Genomic DNA, 17,316 nt, shown 5'->3' with positions numbered 1-17,316 from the left:
CTAATTCTCCATAAAAGGTGAAGTTCCTGCTAAACAAATATGAACATTGTTTCACGTGGAACAAATTTCATTTTCCCACCAGCGGTAACTTAATAGGAAGCCCGGCTTTACGCGGATACTTGCCAGGAGTTGCTCCGACCTTATCCACCCGTACAAAATGGCGAACGGATCGCTCAATGGGAAGCTCCATCTGATCCACTTGCTTCATAACACCCTTCAATTCAGCAAAGCTAAAGGCTGCTTCCTTCAGCTCGCCTTCTACCTCAGAACCCTTCATCGCCAGGAATGCTCCGCCTTTACGAGCAAAGGGTAAACAGAACTCTGCCAGAACATTCAGCCGAGCAACCGCCCGTGCTGTGACCAAATCAAATCGATCCCGATACACAGGCAGACGCGATACATCCTCTGCTCGCCCATGCACACATTCGACGTACTCAAGCCCCAATACCTGAACCACTTCGCGTAAAAACAAAATCCGTTTATTCAACGAATCCACGATCGTTACACGTAAATGCGGAAACGCAATTTTTAATGGAAGACTCGGAAACCCCGCCCCCGAACCAATATCGGCCAGCGTCGTAACCTCCGTCAACGGATAAAAAAAGGAAAGCGAGAGAGAATCATAGAAATGCTTCAAATAGACCTGCTCCCGCTCCGTAATCGCTGTCAAATTAATCTTCTCATTCCATTCAACCAACAGCTTGTAGTAAGCTTCAAATTGCTCAAGCTGTCGCTCGGATAATGAAATCCCCTGCTGCGCCAGCAGTTCAACAAATGGCTTCTGAACCGTATCCTTCATCATCGACCCTCTTTTACCCTCGTGAAGCAATTACTTTATTATAATGCTCGATATAGACCAGCAAAATCGAAAGATCCGCCGGCGTCACGCCGGAAATCCGCGAAGCTTGACCAATCGAAATCGGCCGGATTTTTGCCAGCTTTTGCTTGGCCTCTGTAGCAATACCGTGAATATCAGAATAATCGATATCGTCCGGAATTTTCTTTTTCTCCATCTTGCGCAAGCGCTCCACCTGAGCCAGCTGTTTTTCAATATAGCCGGCATATTTAATCTGGATCTCCACTTGCTCCTTCATTTCATCGTTCAGCTCCAACGGAGACGGCGACATCTGTTCGATGTGCACGTATTCTACCTCCGGACGACGCAGCAGCGAAATCAAATCGACAGCATTGTTCAACAGCACGCTGTTCAAGCTTTCCAGAATCGCCTGCACGTGCGGCTCCGGTCGGATTTTTGTCGTTTTCAAGCGCTCAATCTCGCGTTCAACCAGATCTTTTTTATTCAAAAAAGCATCGTAACGCTCTTGCGAAATAAGCCCGATTTCGTGCCCGATCGGAGTCAGCCGCAGGTCGGCGTTGTCATGACGCAGCAGCAGGCGGTATTCGGCCCGTGAAGTGAGCAGCCGGTACGGCTCATTCGTCCCCTTGGTGACCAAATCGTCAATCAGCACGCCGATATAGCCCTCAGAACGATCAAGAATGACCGGCTCCTTCTCCTGTACCTTGCGCGCTGCATTAATGCCGGCCATAATCCCCTGGCCCGCCGCTTCCTCATATCCCGAGGTGCCGTTGATTTGCCCGGCCGTGAACAAGCCGCTGACCGCTTTCGTCTCCAGGGAAGGCTTCAACTGTGTCGGCACAACCGCATCATATTCAATCGCGTAGCCGGTCCGCATCATCTCCACCTTTTCCAGTCCCGGAATCGAACGCAGAATGCTCAGCTGCACATCCTCCGGCATACTTGTCGATAAGCCCTGGACATAATATTCAGAAGTGTTTCTTCCTTCCGGTTCAAGAAAAATCTGGTGCTTGGGCTTATCGCTGAAACGGACGATCTTATCTTCAATCGACGGACAATAGCGGGGTCCCGTTCCTTCAATCGCTCCCGAGAACATCGGCGCCCGATGCAGATTCGAATTGATAATTTCATGCGTCGCTTCCGACGTATACGTCAGCCAGCACGGCAGCTGATTCGGCACGCCCGTTTTTGTCTCATAGGAGAAAAATTTCGGGCTTTCATCACCTGGCTGAATTTGCGTTTTGTCAAAATCAATCGTATCCTTATGCACACGCGGCGGCGTGCCGGTTTTGAAACGCACCAGCTCCAGACCAAGCTTGCGCAGCGACTCCGACAGCTTCACCGACGGCTGCTGGTTGTTCGGGCCGCTTTCATACATCAATTCGCCCATGATCACCTTGCCGCGTAAATACGTGCCGGTTGTGACCACGACCGCTTTCGCCGTATACTCCGCTCCCGTCTTCGACACAACGCCTTTGCAGACGCCGTCCTCAACGATCAGCTCTTCCACCATGCCTTGACGCAATGTCAGATGCGGTGTCTTCTCAATCGTTTCCTTCATCACATGCTGGTACATGAATTTGTCCGCCTGCGCGCGCAGCGCATGGACCGCTGGTCCCTTGCCCGTATTCAGCATACGCATCTGAATGTACGTTTTATCAATATTGCGTCCCATCTCTCCGCCCAGTGCGTCAATCTCCCGGACGACGTGGCCCTTTGCAGGACCACCAACCGACGGATTGCATGGCATGAACGCAACCATATCCAGATTGATCGTCAACAGCAGCGTCTCACAGCCCATGCGCGCAGCCGCCAAAGCAGCCTCACAGCCGGCATGACCCGCTCCCACTACGATCACATCGTAATTTCCTGCCTGATAACCCATATCAAACCCTCCTTTATATGCACCCTATTTGCCCAGACAAAACTGGGTAAAAATCTGATCGATCAACGATTCGCCAACCGAATCGCCAATAATCTCTCCAAGCTGCTCCCAGGCAGCGCGTATGTCAATTTGTATCATATCAATCGGCACATACTGCTCGTTCGCGGCGAGCGCATCCTCCAACGACCGCAAGGCCAGCTTCAGCAGATGAATATGCCGGACATTGCTCACATACGTCAAATCGGACGCATCCAGCTTGCCGTCGAAGAAAATGTGCGAAATCGCCCGCTCCAGCTCCCCGACGCCGCGCCCCTCTAGCAGCGAAAGCTCAACCACCCGCTCTTGCGGATACAACCGTTCCACAGCAGAGGCGTCCAGTTGGCGCGGTAAATCCGTTTTATTCAAAATAACGATTGTCTGCCGGTCAGCCAGCTCCTCCAGCATGTGCAGCTCGCCCTCCTGCAGCTCCTCGCTGCTATTGAGGACAAGCAGGATCAAATCCGCCTCTGCAAGCGCCGTCTTCGAGCGCTCTACGCCAATCTGCTCGACAATATCCGACGTTTCGCGAATACCCGCCGTATCCAGCAGCTTTAGCGGCACGCCGCCGACATTGACGAACTCTTCAATCACATCACGCGTCGTGCCCGGAATATCGGTGACGATCGCCCGGTCCGTCTGCGCCAGCTCGTTAAGCAGCGACGATTTGCCGACATTCGGACGACCGATAATGGCCGTTTCGATGCCCTCGCGTAGAATCTTACCCTGATTCGCCGTATGCAGCAGCTGCCTGATATCGCCCATAACCCGCTCGCACTTGTCGCGAATGAACGCATTCGTCATTTCCTCGACATCATGCTCCGGATAGTCAATATTGACCTCAATATGAGCCATCAGCTCGACCAGCTCGTGGCGCAGCGCCTTGATCCGCTTGGACAAGCTGCCCTCCACCTGCTTCAAGGCTACCTTGAACGCCTTGTCCGACTTTGCGCGAATCAAGTCGATGACCGCTTCCGCTTGCGTCAGATCGATGCGGCCGTTCAGGAACGCGCGCTTCGTGAACTCGCCCGGCTCCGCCAGACGAATCCCCTGCAGCAGCAGCAGATCCAGCACCTTTTTCACGGAAACAATCCCCCCGTGACAGCTGACCTCCACCACATCCTCCATCGTAAAAGAACGCGGCGCCCGCATCAACGTAACAAGAACCTCCTCCATCCGTTCCGATGTAGCAGGATCAACAATGTGGCCGTAATGCACCGTATGCGTATCAGCGGCGGACAGCGGAAGCTTGGAGCGAAATACCCGCTCGACCCGCATCACAGCTTCATCCCCGCTAACACGAATAACCGATATTCCACCTTCACCAAGCGGAGTGGAGATAGCGGCAATCGTATCGTTTATCATCACCATAACACCTCTGCACAAGTTCCTCAATGTAAAGAAAAAGCAATGACATATAACTAGCCATTGCCGGTACGTTTATTTTAGAGCGATGACGACCCGACGGTTCGGCTCGTCGCCCTTGCTGTACGTTTTGACGGAAGGATGATTCTGCAGCTCTGAATGAATGATCTTGCGCTCCTGCGCATTCATCGGCTCCAGAATGACCTCCTTCTTGGTCTTGATCACGCGGCCGGCCAGCCGAACGGCAAGCTCCTCCAGCGTTTTTTTGCGGCGTTCGCGAAAATTCTCGGCATCGAGCAAAATGCGAATATGCGAGTCCGAATAACGATTCGCTACAATATTCACGAGATATTGCAGCGCATCGAGAGTTTGTCCTCTTTTGCCGATAAGAATGCCCAGCTCCGAGCCGCTCATATTAAACAGGGCGCCTTCCTTGTCCTTCTGCTGATCGATGGTGATGGAAATTTGCATCGTTTTAAAAATCTCCTGCAAAAAAAGCGTCGCTTCTTCAAGCGGATCCGGAATCAATTCCAGTTCAACCTTCGCTTCCTTCGAGCCAATGAGACCAAAGAGCCCCCGAGAGGGCTGCTCCAGAACATGAATTTTTACACGATCTTCGGTAACGTTCCATTGAACAAGACCGCTTTTGACGGCATCCTCAATGGTTTTTCCAGTCACCACGATTTTTTTCATTTGGACAGGCCACCTTTATTTTGTTGAGGTCTGTAAATAAAGTAAGACTGAACAATCGTGAAGATATTGCCATATACCCAGTACAACGGGAGCGCCGCGGCGAAATTCATCGACATGACGAAAATCAATACCGGGAAAACGAAAAGCAAACTTTTCATTTGTTGATTCATCTGCGAGGACATCATCCGTTGCTGAATGAACGTCGTCAAGGCTGCAAGAATCGGAAGAATGAAATAGGGGTCCTTCGAGCCCAAGCTCATCCATAAGAAGGTGTGCTGCTGGATGTTGGTATTATGCAGAATCGATTGGTACAACGCGATCAGAATCGGCATTTGCACGAGGATCGGGAAGCAGCCGGCCATCGGGTTCACGCCTTGCGACTGGAACAGCTTCATCGTTTCTTCCTGCTGTTTCTTCGGATCGTCCTTGTACTTGTCCTTAATTTTCTTCAATTCCGGCTGCAATTCCTGCATCCGCTTCGAGCTTTTGTACTGCTTCAGCGTAAGCGGCAAAATAATCAAGCGAATAATGATCGTGACAACCAAAATCGATAATCCGTACTGACCCCACAGATGGCTTGCAAACCAGTCCAGCGTATGTGAAAGCGGCAACACGAAGTATCTGACGAAAAAGCCCCAAAAGCCGCCTGCATTCGGGTCGAGCGGAGCATTGGCCTTGCTTGCCGACGTACACCCGGACAGTAAAAGCGGCAAACAAAACAGTAAAGCAAGCGCATAAGATCGACGAATCAAAATAAGGTCCTCCTAATCATCTTTTCCACCATTCACTATACCACATCTTCTATCCACAAGGAAACGCCAACTCTATTTTTTGACCGTTTCGGTCCTTTTTAATAAAGAAGCTTTCCGAATGACGTGAAAAAGGCTCTTTTCCATATCATGATAATCCATGTCGGCGACGGGCTTGCGCGCAATCAGCACGTAATCGTAGTGCGGCGCGATCTGGTCCTTGCCCAACCGCACAATCTCCTTCATCATCCGGCGCAGCCGGTTGCGTACCACGGCGTTGCCGAGCTTCTTGCTGACCGACACGCCCAGGCGGAAGGCCTCCCGCTTCGGCTGCGGCAAATAGTACAGCACAAATTGATGGTTCGCCATCGATTTGCCGTACCGGTACACTTTATTGAAGTCTTCTCTTTTTGCCAGACGGTATTCCTTTTCCACGTTATACACTCCAGACAGGCATCATCCAAGTATATGACCAAAATGCTGAAAATAAACATTCAAGTCCAAACACAAAAGAACCCCACGCATGTGGGGGCTGGCTCCGAGGCTGACTCAGGTACTTGGCGTTGGCCCCGAAACGGATCATAGCTTATTCATAGTAAAAAAAGCCCCTTTCGGAGCTTCTTCTTATGCGCTGATAACTTTTCTTCCTTTTTGACGGCGAGCGCTCAGCACTTTGCGGCCGTTCTTCGTGCTCATTCTTTTACGGAAGCCGTGATTCTTCTTGCGCTTTCTCGTATTCGGGTTAAACGTTGGACCCATCTATAGCACCTCCCTGTGAAGGATTTCCCATCCCACAAAATTCTCTAACCATTAAACCATTTTCCGCGGCAAAAGTCAACCGAGAAAGCGGCGTTTCCCAGCGCTCGAACAACCTGTGCATAAAAAGTCGAAGCATGCGGACGCTTTTTGTCGAAAGTGAACATCCTATCAACAATATCTTGTGTTGTTGACAACAACTATGCACAAGTTATTGAAGTTGTGGATAATATCAAACATTTCGTTGATTACCAAGCCTTCTTTTGATAAGATAAGAATGTTTCTGCTGTGGATACACTCCATAAATCCTCCGATTTATCAACATCCTGTGGATAACATTGTGAACAATTTCCCTCTTAAAGAATAAGTCACTTCTACCGATCCTTAAGAATGTGGATAAAACGACAAGATGCGTTCTTTTCTGACACACCGGTTTTTGCTGGCCATAAGCCACGTGTCTTTTTATTTATAAAGGAGTGAATATCTGTGGACGGCCCGACCAACGAAATGTGGCAGCAAGTGCTCTCCATTATCCAGACCAAGCTCAGCAAACCGAGCTTCGATACGTGGCTGAAATCGACCAAAGCCAACGTCTTCAACGACACGACCGTCGTCGTCTGCGCGCCGAACAATTTTGCCCGCGAATGGCTGGAAAGTCGTTATACCAAGCTGATTGAAGGCACGATCTTCGATTTTATGAACAAGCGTGTCGAAGTGAAGTTCGTCATTGAGACCGAGGAGCAAAAAGGACAAGGCGCAGCTGCCGCCCAGCCGGCGATCCCGCCCAAAGGTCCGGCCATCGTGGCGCAGGAAGAAACGTTCACCAATATGATGAACGCCCGCTATACATTTGATACATTCGTCATCGGCTCGGGCAACCGCTTTGCGCATGCCGCGTCGCTGGCTGTCGCCGAAGCGCCGGCCAAGGCCTACAATCCGTTGTTCCTGTACGGCGGCGTCGGCTTGGGCAAGACGCATTTGATGCATGCCATCGGCCATTACGTGCTGGAGCACAATCCGGAAGCGCGCGTGCTTTATATTTCGTCCGAGAAATTCACGAATGAATTCATTAACGCCGTCCGCGACAACCGCGGCGAAGGCTTCCGCAACAAATACCGCACGATCGACGTGCTGCTGATTGACGATATTCAATTTCTTGCCGGCAAAGAAGGAACGCAGGAGGAATTCTTCCATACGTTCAACGCGCTGCACGAGGAAGGCAAACAAATCATCATTTCCAGCGACCGGCCGCCCAAAGAAATCCCGACGCTGGAGGATCGGCTCCGCTCCCGGTTCGAATGGGGCCTGATCACCGATATCCAGCCGCCGGACCTGGAGACGCGCATCGCGATCCTGCGCAAGAAAGCACGCGCCGAGAACCTGGAAATCCCGAATGAGGCGATGATTTACATAGCCAACCAGATCGATACGAACATCCGGGAGCTTGAAGGCGCATTAATCAGAGTCGTCGCCTACTCGTCGCTGATCAACCAGGACATCTCGGTCCATCTGGCTGCCGAAGCGCTCAAGGATATTATTCCTTCCAGCAGGCCGAAGGTGATAACCATTCAGGACATTCAACAGCGCGTCGGCGAATTCTACGGCTTGAAGCTGGAGGATTTCAAAGCCCGCAAGCGCACCAAGGCCGTGGCGTTCCCGCGGCAGGTGGCGATGTATTTGGCCCGCGAGCTAACCGACTTCTCCCTGCCCAAGATCGGCGAGAATTTCGGCGGACGCGACCACACGACCGTCATTCATGCCCATGACAAAATATCCGAATCCCTCAAGTCGGATCAGGAATTATATAAGATCATCACCAATTTGACCGAGCGCATCAAAAATCCATCATCTTAATAAGTCCAAAGCCTATGCACAATCTATTCACATGTGGATAGGCTTGATTTTTGAAGACTTCATCCACATATCCACATATTCAGCGCCCCTACTGCTATTCCTAAAAAAATGATATTATAAAATGAATATGCTGCCGCATATCCAAATAGAACCACAGGAGTGAAATCATGAAACTGACCATTCTCAAAGACCACCTGATCGAAGCCATCGGTCACGTGTCCAAAGCTATTTCCAGCCGTACGACCATACCTATTCTCACCGGGATCAAAATAGACGCAACCGCCAGCGGCGTAACCTTAACCGCGAGCGATACGGACATCTCCATTCAAAGCTTCACTCCGATCGAAAACGATTCGATCAAAATCATCGACCTGTTTAAATCCGGCAGCGTAGTCCTTCCCGCGAAGTTTTTTGTGGAAATCATCCGCAAGCTTCCTTCGCAAACGATTGAAATCGAAGTGAAGGACCATTTTCAAACCACGATCCGCTCCGGCTCCTCGGAAATTCAAATCATGGGACTGGACCCGGAAGAATATCCGCTGTTGCCGCAAATTGAAGAAAACAAAATGATTCGCATTCCGAGCGATCTGCTCAAAACCATGATCCGGCAAACGTCCTTTGCCGTGTCGACCAACGAATCGACGCCAATTCTGACAGGCGTGCTGTGGCATATCAGCGGCACCAAGCTGAAGTTTATCGCCTGCGACCGGCACCGGCTCGCCAGCCGCGAAATTACGATCGAGCACGACGTATCGCAAAATTTGCAAAATATCGTTATTTCCGGCCGGACACTCAACGAGCTGAGCAAAATTTTGCCGGACCAGAATTCACTGATCGACATTGTCATTTCCGACAACCAGGTGTTGTTCAAAATCCATTCCATCCTGTTCTATTCCCGCATTCTCGACGGTACGTATCCCGATACCTCCAAGCTGATTCCGCAGTCGTATCAGACGGAAATGCTCGTGCCGACCAAACAGCTGGCCGATGCGATTGACCGCGCCTACCTGCTGTCCCGCGAGGACAAATCGAACATCGTCAAGATGATCATGCGCGAGGATCAGACGATTGAAATTTCCTCCAGCTCCTCCGAGCTGGGCAAAGTGACCGAACAAATCAACCTGCAGCGTTTTTCCGGCGAGCTGCTGCGCATCTCCTTCAACTCCAAATATATGCTCGACGCGCTCAAGGTGCTCGACAGCGAACATATTCATATCGGGTTTACCGGCGCGATGCAGCCGATCATCATCAAGCCGGAAGAAAGCTCCAGCCTGCTGCAGCTGATTTTGCCGTACCGGACGACCAACTAAAGGAGCTGCCGCATGAAATCCATTTCGATCCGCACGGATTACATTACGCTCGGACAATTTTTAAAGCTGGCCGACTGCATATCCACAGGTGGACAAGCCAAATTTTTTGTTCAAGAAACGAAAATTCAAGTGAACGGCGTGGACGAGAACCGCAGAGGACGCAAGCTGGTACCGCAGGATGTGGTGGTCGTCGAGGGTCATGGCGCGTTCCAGGTGACCGGTCCCTGACGGGATCGGCCAGGAGGTGCCGGGATGTTTTTGAGGAAGCTGTCTTTAGCGCATTACCGCAATTACGAGCAGTTCGAGCTGACCACCGATAGCAACGTCAACATCTTCGTCGGCCGCAATGCCCAAGGCAAAACGAATCTGCTCGAATCGATCTATGTACTTGCTTTGACCAAATCGCACCGCACCCATCAGGACAAAGAGCTGATCGGCTGGAATCACGACCATACCCAGCTTCATGCCGAGATCGACAAGCGTTATGGCAGCTGCAAGCTCGATTTGATCATTTCGAACAAAGGCAAGAAAGCGAAGATCAACGGACTGGAGCAAAAAAAACTAAGCGGCTTTATCGGCGCTCTCAACGTCGTCATGTTCGCCCCGGAAGACCTTGAAATCGTCAAGGGTACTCCCGGGGTCAGACGGCGTTTTCTCGATATGGAAATTGGACAGGTGCAGCCGTCCTACTTGTACGACCTGACGCAATATCAAAAAATTTTGCTGCAGCGCAACAATTTTCTGAAATCCGGCACAGCCTCATCCGGCGCCTCCGCAGCCATGCTGGACGTCTGGAATGAACAATTAGCCCGCTATGGTGTTAAAATTTTGAAAAAACGTCAAAACTTCATAAAGAAGCTGCAGCAATGGGCGGAAACGATTCATAAAGGCATTACGAACGATGGCGAGCAGCTTACGCTGCGCTATGCCCCATCTCTTGAAATACAAGACTTTGAAGATGAATCTGTTTTATTCGACCAATTTATGATAAAGTTATCACAGGTAAAAGATCAGGAATTTCGAAGAGGCGTAACGCTTGTCGGTCCGCATCGCGACGATCTTCTTTTTTTCATTAACGGCAAAGAAGTTCAGACCTACGGCTCACAGGGACAGCAGCGGACGACGGCGCTTTCTTTGAAACTGGCGGAAATCGAGCTCATCCAGGAGGAGGTCGGGGAATATCCGCTTCTTCTGCTTGACGACGTGCTCTCTGAACTGGATGAATACAGGCAGACGCAGCTGATCCGGACCTTCCAGCAGAAGGTGCAGACCTTTATTACGACGACGAGCCTGGAGAGCGTACGGCTAGAGCAGCTGAATCATGCATCCGTATTTCATGTCTCGCAAGGAAATGTGAGCGGCAGGAGCTGAGAAATCATGTTTATTCACTTAGGCGGCGAGAAGATTATCCGGGCGTCTGAGCTCATCGCTATTTTCGATTTGTCGATTGAGAAATCTTCGAAGATATCCAAGCAGTTTATCCAGCAGGCCGGCAAAGAGAAGCGGATTGAGGTTATCGGCGAAGAGGAATGCAAATCGCTGGTTGTGACCGAATCGAAGGTCTACTACTCCCCGATCTCTTCCACCACGCTCAAGAAGCGAGCGAATCATTTGTTAACGAACTAACCGGGTTTTGACTATAAAAAAGCAGGTGAAGATTAGATGTCTGTGAATCAGAATGCGTATGATGAAAGTCAGATTCAGGTGCTGGAAGGATTGGAAGCGGTACGCAAGCGTCCCGGCATGTATATCGGCTCCACCAGCAGCCGCGGCCTTCATCATCTCGTGTGGGAAGTAGTCGATAACAGCATCGACGAAGCCTTGGCCGGATTTTGTACCAAAATAGACGTCATCGTGCATAAAGACAACAGCATTACCGTCATCGACAACGGACGGGGCATCCCGGTCGGCGAGAACGAGAAGCTGAAGCGCTCGACGCTGGAGGTCGTGCTGACCGTACTGCACGCAGGCGGCAAATTCGGCGGCGAAGGCTATAAGGTGTCCGGGGGACTGCACGGCGTCGGCGTGTCTGTCGTGAATGCACTCTCGGAGAGGCTGACCGTTCAAGTCAAGCGGCAGGGCTTTATCCACCAGCAGGAATACCGTCGCGGCATTCCGCAATATGACGTCAAGATTGTTGGCGAAACCGAAGATACCGGTACACAGACTACGTTCAAGCCGGACCCGGAGATTTTTACGGAAACGACCGAATATGACTATGACGTGCTGCAGGCGCGGATTCGCGAGCTCGCTTTTTTGAACAAAGGCATTGAGATCAATCTGACCGACGAACGCACAGACGTGTCGAACAGCTATATGTACGAGGGCGGTATTGTCTCCTTCGTTGAATATTTGAACCGCAATCGCGAGGCCGTCAACCAGACGCCGATTTATGTAGAGGGCTCCCGCGACAACATTCAGGTGGAAATTGCGCTGCAATACAACGACAGCTATTCCGAGAACATTTATTCGTTTGCGAATAATATCAATACACACGAGGGCGGCACGCATGAGTCGGGCTTCAAGAGCGCGCTTACGCGGATTTTGAATGACTATGCCCGCAAAAGCAACCAGCTGAAAGAGAGCGATTCCAACCTGTCCGGCGACGACGTGCGCGAGGGCTTGGCTGCGATCATTTCCGTGAAAATCCCCGAACCGCAGTTCGAGGGCCAGACGAAGACAAAGCTCGGCAACAGCGAGGTGCGCGGGATCGTCGAATCGTTATTCGCCGAGAAGCTGCAGGAGTTTATGGACGAGAACCCGTCCGTGGCCAAGCGTATTTTGGAAAAAGGCATCCAGGCCTCGCGCGCGCGTGAAGCGGCCCGTAAAGCGCGGGAGCTGACCCGCCGCAAAAGCGCGCTGGAAGTCAGCTCGCTGCCCGGCAAGCTTGCCGATTGCTCGTCCAAGGACGCGTCGATCAGCGAAGTCTACATCGTCGAAGGCGACTCTGCCGGCGGCTCGGCCAAACAGGGACGCGACCGCCATTTTCAGGCGATTTTGCCGTTGCGCGGCAAGATTTTGAACGTGGAAAAAGCCCGCTTGGACAAAATTTTGTCCAACACGGAAATTCGCGCCATCATCACGGCGCTGGGCACCGGCATCAGCGATGATTTTGATATTGCCAAAGCCCGTTATCACAAAATTATTATTATGACCGACGCAGACGTCGACGGCGCGCACATTCGGACGCTGCTGCTCACGTTCTTTTACCGATACATGCGCAAGCTGATTGAAGTCGGCTATGTATATATTGCTCAGCCGCCGCTCTACAAGCTGGAGAAAAACAAAGTCATTCGTTATGCGTACAACGATCGGCAGCGCGAAGCGATCATGCAGGAATTCGGCGAAGGCAAGGTCAACGTTCAGCGCTACAAAGGCTTGGGCGAGATGAATCCGGGCCAGCTGTGGGAAACGACGATGGACCCGGACAGCCGGACGCTGCTGCAGGTGACGATCGAGGACGCGATCGAAGCCGACGCGATTTTTGATACGTTGATGGGCGACAACGTTGAGCCCAGAAGAGATTTTATTCAAGAGCATGCGAAATATGTGAAGAATCTGGACGTCTAGCGCGTGCAGATGTACATATGGCTGTGAGCTTCCAGGAGGCTAAACATGAGCGAAGAATTGCGTTCGCAAATCAAAGAAATCGACATCGGCTCGGAAATGCGCACGTCCTTTATGGACTATGCGATGAGCATTATCGTCAGCCGCGCTCTGCCCGATGTGCGAGACGGCCTGAAGCCGGTGCACCGCCGTATTTTGTATGCGATGTCCGAGCTGGGGATGTCTCCCGATAAACCTTACAAGAAATCGGCGCGGATTGTCGGCGAGGTCATTGGTAAATACCATCCTCACGGCGATTCCGCCGTGTATGAGACGATGGTGCGGATGGCGCAGGATTTCTCGCTGCGTTATATGCTGGTTGACGGTCACGGCAACTTCGGGTCCATCGATGGCGATATGGCGGCGGCAATGCGTTATACGGAAGCCCGTCTGTCCAAAATTGCAATGGAGCTGCTCCGCGACATCAACAAGGAAACGATTGATTTTGCGCCTAACTATGACGGTGAAGAGCAGGAGCCGGTCGTGCTTCCTTCGCGTTTTCCGAATCTGCTGGTGAACGGGATTTCCGGAATTGCCGTAGGGATGGCCACCAACATTCCTCCGCACAATCTGCGCGAGGTGATTGACGGCATTCAGCAGCTGATCGAGAATCCGAACGTGACGCCGCTGGAGCTGATGCAATCGATCAAGGGACCGGATTTCCCGACCGGAGGCTTCATTCTCGGACGCGAAGGCATTCGTCAGGCTTACATGACGGGCCGCGGCTCCGTAACCATGCGTTCCCGCGTGGAGATCGAAGAGGTCGGCAACAAAGCGCGCATTATTGTTAACGAGCTGCCTTATCAGGTGATCAAGGCCCGATTGATCGAGAAAATCGCCGAGCTGGTCCGTGAAAAGAAAATCGACGGCATTACCGACCTGCGCGACGAATCCGACCGCAACGGCATGCGCATTGTCATCGAGCTGCGTCGCGACGTCAATCCGCACGTCGTCTTGAACAATCTGTACAAGCAGACCGCGATGCAGTCCAACTTTGGCATCATCATGCTAGCGTTGGTCAACGGCGAGCCGAAGGTGCTCAATTTGCGCGAGGTGCTCCAGCACTACCTCAAGCATCAGCAAGAGGTCATTCGCCGCAGAACCGAATACGATTTGAAAAAAGCCGAAGCCCGCGCGCACATTCTCGAAGGCTTGCGCATTGCGTTGGATCATCTCGACCAGGTGATCGCGCTGATTCGCGCTTCCCAAACGACCGATGAAGCCCGCGAAGGCTTGATGAATACATTTAACTTGAGCCACGATCAGGCTCAGGCGATTCTCGATATGCGTTTGCAGCGCCTGACCGGCCTGGAACGCGACAAGATCGAAGCCGAATACGCCGAGTTGATGAAGAAAATCGCCGAATATCGGGCGATTCTTGCCGATGAGCAGCTGATTCTCGCGATCATCAGCGAAGAGCTGAAGGAAATCCGCGACAAATTCGGCGACGACCGCCGTTCGGAAATTACGATTGGCGAAGAGAGCATCGAAGACGAGGATCTGATTCCGCGTGAAGATGTGGTTATTACGATTACCCATACGGGATATATCAAACGTCTTCCCGTCACGACCTATCGCAGCCAGAAACGCGGCGGTCGCGGCGTAGTCGGCATGGACACGAAGAACGACGACTTCGTCGAGCATCTTTTTGTCACGAATACGCACCACTACCTGATGTTCTTTACGAACAAGGGCAAGGTGTATCGCCTGAAAGCTTACGAGATTCCGGACCTCAGCCGCACGGCCAGGGGGACGCCGATCATCAACCTGATTCAGATTGAGCAAGGGGAGACGATCAACGCGGTTATTCCGGTGGAGAGCTTCGAAACCGAACAATATTTGTTCTTTGCGACCAAGATGGGCATTGTGAAGAAGACGCCGATTGACGACTATTCGAATATTCGCAAGGGCGGATTGATTGCGATTAATCTGCGCGAAGACGATGATCTGATCGGGGTTCGCCTGACCGATGGCAACCAAGGCATCATCATGGGCACGAAGATGGGCATGTCCATTCACTTCCCTGAGCAAGATGTCCGTTCGATGGGACGTTCGGCTACCGGCGTGAAAGGCATTCATCTGGACGACGACGATGCCGTGATCGACATGGACGTTGTAGACCCGGAGAACAGCGTGCTGATTGTTACTTCCAAAGGCTTCGGCAAACGTACGCCGGTGTCCGAATACCGCACGCAGTCCCGTGGCGGCAAGGGGATCAAAACCCTCAACATCACGCCGAAAAACGGGCCTGTCGTCAGTCTGAAGATCGTACGCGATGACGAGGATCTGATGATCATTACCGCTTCCGGCACGATTATTCGGATGAGTATGGCCGGTATTTCGATGATGGGCCGCTACACGCAAGGCGTTCGCTTGATCAATATCCGCGAAGAGGATGAGGTCGCAACGCTGGCACGCGTAGAGAAGAGCGAAGAATCTCCAGACGGCGACGAAGCTGACGGAGACTGGGAAGAGACGACGGAGCAATAAAAAACCAAGGATGGGTAGTTACAACCCATCCTTTTTGTTTTACAATATACAGTAGATGAACAAGTAAGGTGAGTGAACAAAAGTGCCCATAATAGCTGTGAATCAACTGAAATATGGCGAGAAGCTCAGCGAGAATGTTCTCACAAAGCTTGGAAGCACGCTTTTTTATAAAGGCAAGGTTGTCTCTGAACGGGATATTGAAATTTTGAAGGCATTTCTGATTCAGTCCGTTTCCATCGAATCCAAGCAAGGCGGGGTGGAGCAGGAAGAGCATAGCGAGGAGCCGAAAGCGGCCGAATCGGTGGTTATTCCTCAATTTTTTGTAGAATACAATAACATGCTCCTGCTGTTGAAACGTGTGTTTAATCTGGTCAATGGCGGGCAAAGTTTGCCGATTCTTGATATTCGTACGCGTCTGGAAGCGCTTATCCAGCATATCGATCAATATCAGGTGCTGACGTTTTCCCCTAAGAACGCTTTGCTAGCGGACTATTTATATCACAAGAGCATTATGGTGGCTTTAACCTCTTATTCTCTGGCCAAATGGAACAATATGCCGCAGAAGGATCTGATGCAGATCGCGCTGGCCGGCTTGCTGCACGATATCGGCAACGTAAAAGTTGATTCGGTGATCCTTGAGAAACGAAAAGCGCTGAATGATGGCGAGATGGAAGAAGTCAAGAAACACACGGTCATCGGCTATAATCTTCTCAAAAATATTCCGGCGCTCAACGAAGGCGCCAAGCTCAGTGCGCTGCAGCATCATGAACGGGAAGACGGCTCGGGTTATCCCTTGGGCGTTAAAGGGGACAAAATTCACGTTTACGCCAAAATTGTCGCGATCGCTGATATTTATCACGCGATGACCAACGATCGTTTCTACAAGACGGCCATGTCGCCGTATCTGGTACTGGAGCAGCTGTTTACAGAGTCGTTCGGCAAAGTAGATCCCGGTCTCGTCCAGACCTTTATCAATAAATCCACGCAAATCAGTAACGGCACGCTGGTAAAGCTGAGCGATAACCGGGTAGGCGAGATTGTATTCTCAGATCGCGCACATCCTACGCGCCCTTGGGTGAATATCAACGGAACCATTGTCAATCTTGCTCTTGAGCGCAGCTTGTTCATCCAAGATGTGATCAGCGGCATCTAAACAAAAGAACGCGTTGGAAGTCCTCCTTGAGTCAAGGGGGATTTTTTTTTGAAATAAAGCTTGCATTCCCTCTCGGAATTTGTTATATTACTCCTTGCCGCTTCAAAAGCAGCACGATTCGACAAACAAGTTGAAAAAAAGTGCTTGCAATCAGATAGGCAGATGTGATATATTAATCAAGTCGCCTTCGAGAGACGGCGCGGCAATGAAACACCGATTGCTCTTTGAAAACTGAACAACGAGTGAGGAAGCACAACGGTCGCGCAAGCGGCCACAACAAGAGATTGCAAAATCTCGCTAGCAGTAAATTTTGAGCAATTGAGCTTAACAATAACGGACAAGCGATTGTCCAGACCTTATTGGAGAGTTTGATCCTGGCTCAGGACGAACGCTGGCGGCGTGCCTAATACATGCAAGTCGAGCGGATTCTTTCCTTCGGGAAAGGGTTAGCGGCGGACGGGTGAGTAACACGTAGGCAACCTGCCCTTGAGATCGGGATAACTATCGGAAACGATAGCTAAGACCGGATAGCTGGTCTCTCCGCATGGAGAGATCATGAAACACGGAGCAATCTGTGGCTTGAGGATGGGCCTGCGGCGCAT

15 protein-coding genes and 1 rRNA gene are annotated in these 17,316 nt (G+C 51.3%); 9 read left to right on the top strand and 7 right to left on the bottom strand.

The window, feature by feature from the left end; genetic code table 11:
* Positions 1-67 precede the first annotated feature (67 nt).
* The 7 genes from rsmG to rpmH form a co-directional block, all read right to left on the bottom strand.
* Complete coding sequence (gene rsmG / locus B5M42_RS23630) at positions 68-799, bottom strand: 16S rRNA (guanine(527)-N(7))-methyltransferase RsmG (protein WP_134755671.1); 732 nt, start codon at positions 797-799, stop codon at positions 68-70.
* A 13-nt stretch (positions 800-812) separates the two neighbouring features.
* Entirely contained in the window at positions 813-2,702 is a 1,890-nt protein-coding gene (gene mnmG / locus B5M42_RS23625) for a tRNA uridine-5-carboxymethylaminomethyl(34) synthesis enzyme MnmG (RefSeq protein WP_134755636.1), read from the bottom strand.
* Between the two features lie 24 nt (positions 2,703-2,726).
* Complete coding sequence (mnmE, locus tag B5M42_RS23620) at positions 2,727-4,103, bottom strand: tRNA uridine-5-carboxymethylaminomethyl(34) synthesis GTPase MnmE (RefSeq protein WP_134755638.1); 1,377 nt, start codon at positions 4,101-4,103, stop codon at positions 2,727-2,729.
* Between the two features lie 75 nt (positions 4,104-4,178).
* Complete coding sequence (gene jag, locus B5M42_RS23615) at positions 4,179-4,796, bottom strand: RNA-binding cell elongation regulator Jag/EloR (protein WP_134755639.1); 618 nt, start codon at positions 4,794-4,796, stop codon at positions 4,179-4,181.
* The gene (yidC, locus tag B5M42_RS23610; protein WP_134755641.1) at positions 4,793-5,548 is read right to left on the bottom strand and encodes a membrane protein insertase YidC; all 756 of its coding nucleotides are present in this window, start codon (positions 5,546-5,548) and stop codon (positions 4,793-4,795) included. Before yidC ends, jag begins: the two co-directional genes overlap by 4 nt.
* A gap of 72 nt (positions 5,549-5,620) precedes the next feature.
* Positions 5,621-5,980 (bottom strand): ribonuclease P protein component, encoded by a 360-nt coding sequence (rnpA, locus tag B5M42_RS23605; RefSeq protein ID WP_134755643.1) that lies wholly within the window; start codon positions 5,978-5,980, stop codon positions 5,621-5,623.
* A 189-nt stretch (positions 5,981-6,169) separates the two neighbouring features.
* Positions 6,170-6,304 (bottom strand): 50S ribosomal protein L34, encoded by a 135-nt coding sequence (gene rpmH / locus B5M42_RS23600; RefSeq protein ID WP_134755645.1) that lies wholly within the window; start codon positions 6,302-6,304, stop codon positions 6,170-6,172.
* Between the two features lie 483 nt (positions 6,305-6,787).
* Between rpmH and dnaA the strand changes: the two genes are divergently transcribed.
* The 9 genes from dnaA to B5M42_RS23555 form a co-directional block, all read left to right on the top strand.
* Entirely contained in the window at positions 6,788-8,155 is a 1,368-nt protein-coding gene (gene dnaA / locus B5M42_RS23595; RefSeq protein WP_134755647.1) for a chromosomal replication initiator protein DnaA, read from the top strand.
* A gap of 167 nt (positions 8,156-8,322) precedes the next feature.
* The gene (dnaN, locus tag B5M42_RS23590; protein WP_134755649.1) at positions 8,323-9,465 is read left to right on the top strand and encodes a DNA polymerase III subunit beta; all 1,143 of its coding nucleotides are present in this window, start codon (positions 8,323-8,325) and stop codon (positions 9,463-9,465) included.
* A 12-nt stretch (positions 9,466-9,477) separates the two neighbouring features.
* Complete coding sequence (gene yaaA, locus B5M42_RS23585) at positions 9,478-9,693, top strand: S4 domain-containing protein YaaA (protein ID WP_134755651.1); 216 nt, start codon at positions 9,478-9,480, stop codon at positions 9,691-9,693.
* Positions 9,694-9,717: 24 nt separating this feature from the next.
* Positions 9,718-10,836, top strand: a complete 1,119-nt coding sequence (recF, locus tag B5M42_RS23580) for a DNA replication/repair protein RecF (protein ID WP_134755653.1) — start codon at positions 9,718-9,720, stop codon at positions 10,834-10,836.
* A gap of 6 nt (positions 10,837-10,842) precedes the next feature.
* Positions 10,843-11,091: an extracellular matrix regulator RemB gene (gene remB / locus B5M42_RS23575; RefSeq protein ID WP_134755655.1), complete on the top strand. Its 249-nt coding sequence runs from the start codon at positions 10,843-10,845 to the stop codon at positions 11,089-11,091.
* A 36-nt stretch (positions 11,092-11,127) separates the two neighbouring features.
* Positions 11,128-13,035 (top strand): DNA topoisomerase (ATP-hydrolyzing) subunit B, encoded by a 1,908-nt coding sequence (gene gyrB, locus B5M42_RS23570; protein WP_134755657.1) that lies wholly within the window; start codon positions 11,128-11,130, stop codon positions 13,033-13,035.
* A gap of 45 nt (positions 13,036-13,080) precedes the next feature.
* Entirely contained in the window at positions 13,081-15,561 is a 2,481-nt protein-coding gene (gene gyrA / locus B5M42_RS23565; RefSeq protein ID WP_134755659.1) for a DNA gyrase subunit A, read from the top strand.
* A 97-nt stretch (positions 15,562-15,658) separates the two neighbouring features.
* On the top strand, positions 15,659-16,714 hold the full coding sequence (locus tag B5M42_RS23560; protein WP_407946144.1) for an HD-GYP domain-containing protein: 1,056 nt from the start codon (positions 15,659-15,661) through the stop codon (positions 16,712-16,714).
* A 356-nt stretch (positions 16,715-17,070) separates the two neighbouring features.
* Positions 17,071-17,316, top strand: a 16S ribosomal RNA gene (locus B5M42_RS23555); the annotation flags it as partial.

It is taken from the genome of Paenibacillus athensensis, assembly GCF_004514475.2.
In the GTDB taxonomy this organism is placed as follows: Bacteria; Bacillota; Bacilli; order Paenibacillales; family NBRC-103111; genus Paenibacillus_AL; species Paenibacillus_AL athensensis.
The sequence above is the reverse complement of the archived record's forward strand: the minus strand, read 5'-3'. Positions and strand labels throughout refer to the sequence as shown.

Excerpts from the sequence above, each read along its gene's own strand:
- rsmG (WP_134755671.1), bottom strand. The coding sequence starts at position 799 with ATGAAGGATACGGTTCAGAAGCCATTTGTTGAACTGCTGGCGCAGCAG.
- mnmG (WP_134755636.1), bottom strand. The coding sequence starts at position 2,702 with ATGGGTTATCAGGCAGGAAATTACGATGTGATCGTAGTGGGAGCGGGT.
- mnmE (WP_134755638.1), bottom strand. The coding sequence starts at position 4,103 with ATGATAAACGATACGATTGCCGCTATCTCCACTCCGCTTGGTGAAGGT.
- jag (WP_134755639.1), bottom strand. The coding sequence starts at position 4,796 with ATGAAAAAAATCGTGGTGACTGGAAAAACCATTGAGGATGCCGTCAAA.
- rpmH (WP_134755645.1), bottom strand. The coding sequence starts at position 6,304 with ATGGGTCCAACGTTTAACCCGAATACGAGAAAGCGCAAGAAGAATCAC.
- dnaN (WP_134755649.1), top strand. The coding sequence starts at position 8,323 with ATGAAACTGACCATTCTCAAAGACCACCTGATCGAAGCCATCGGTCAC.
- yaaA (WP_134755651.1), top strand. The coding sequence starts at position 9,478 with ATGAAATCCATTTCGATCCGCACGGATTACATTACGCTCGGACAATTT.
- recF (WP_134755653.1), top strand. The coding sequence starts at position 9,718 with ATGTTTTTGAGGAAGCTGTCTTTAGCGCATTACCGCAATTACGAGCAG.
- remB (WP_134755655.1), top strand. The coding sequence starts at position 10,843 with ATGTTTATTCACTTAGGCGGCGAGAAGATTATCCGGGCGTCTGAGCTC.
- gyrB (WP_134755657.1), top strand. The coding sequence starts at position 11,128 with ATGTCTGTGAATCAGAATGCGTATGATGAAAGTCAGATTCAGGTGCTG.
- gyrA (WP_134755659.1), top strand. The coding sequence starts at position 13,081 with ATGAGCGAAGAATTGCGTTCGCAAATCAAAGAAATCGACATCGGCTCG.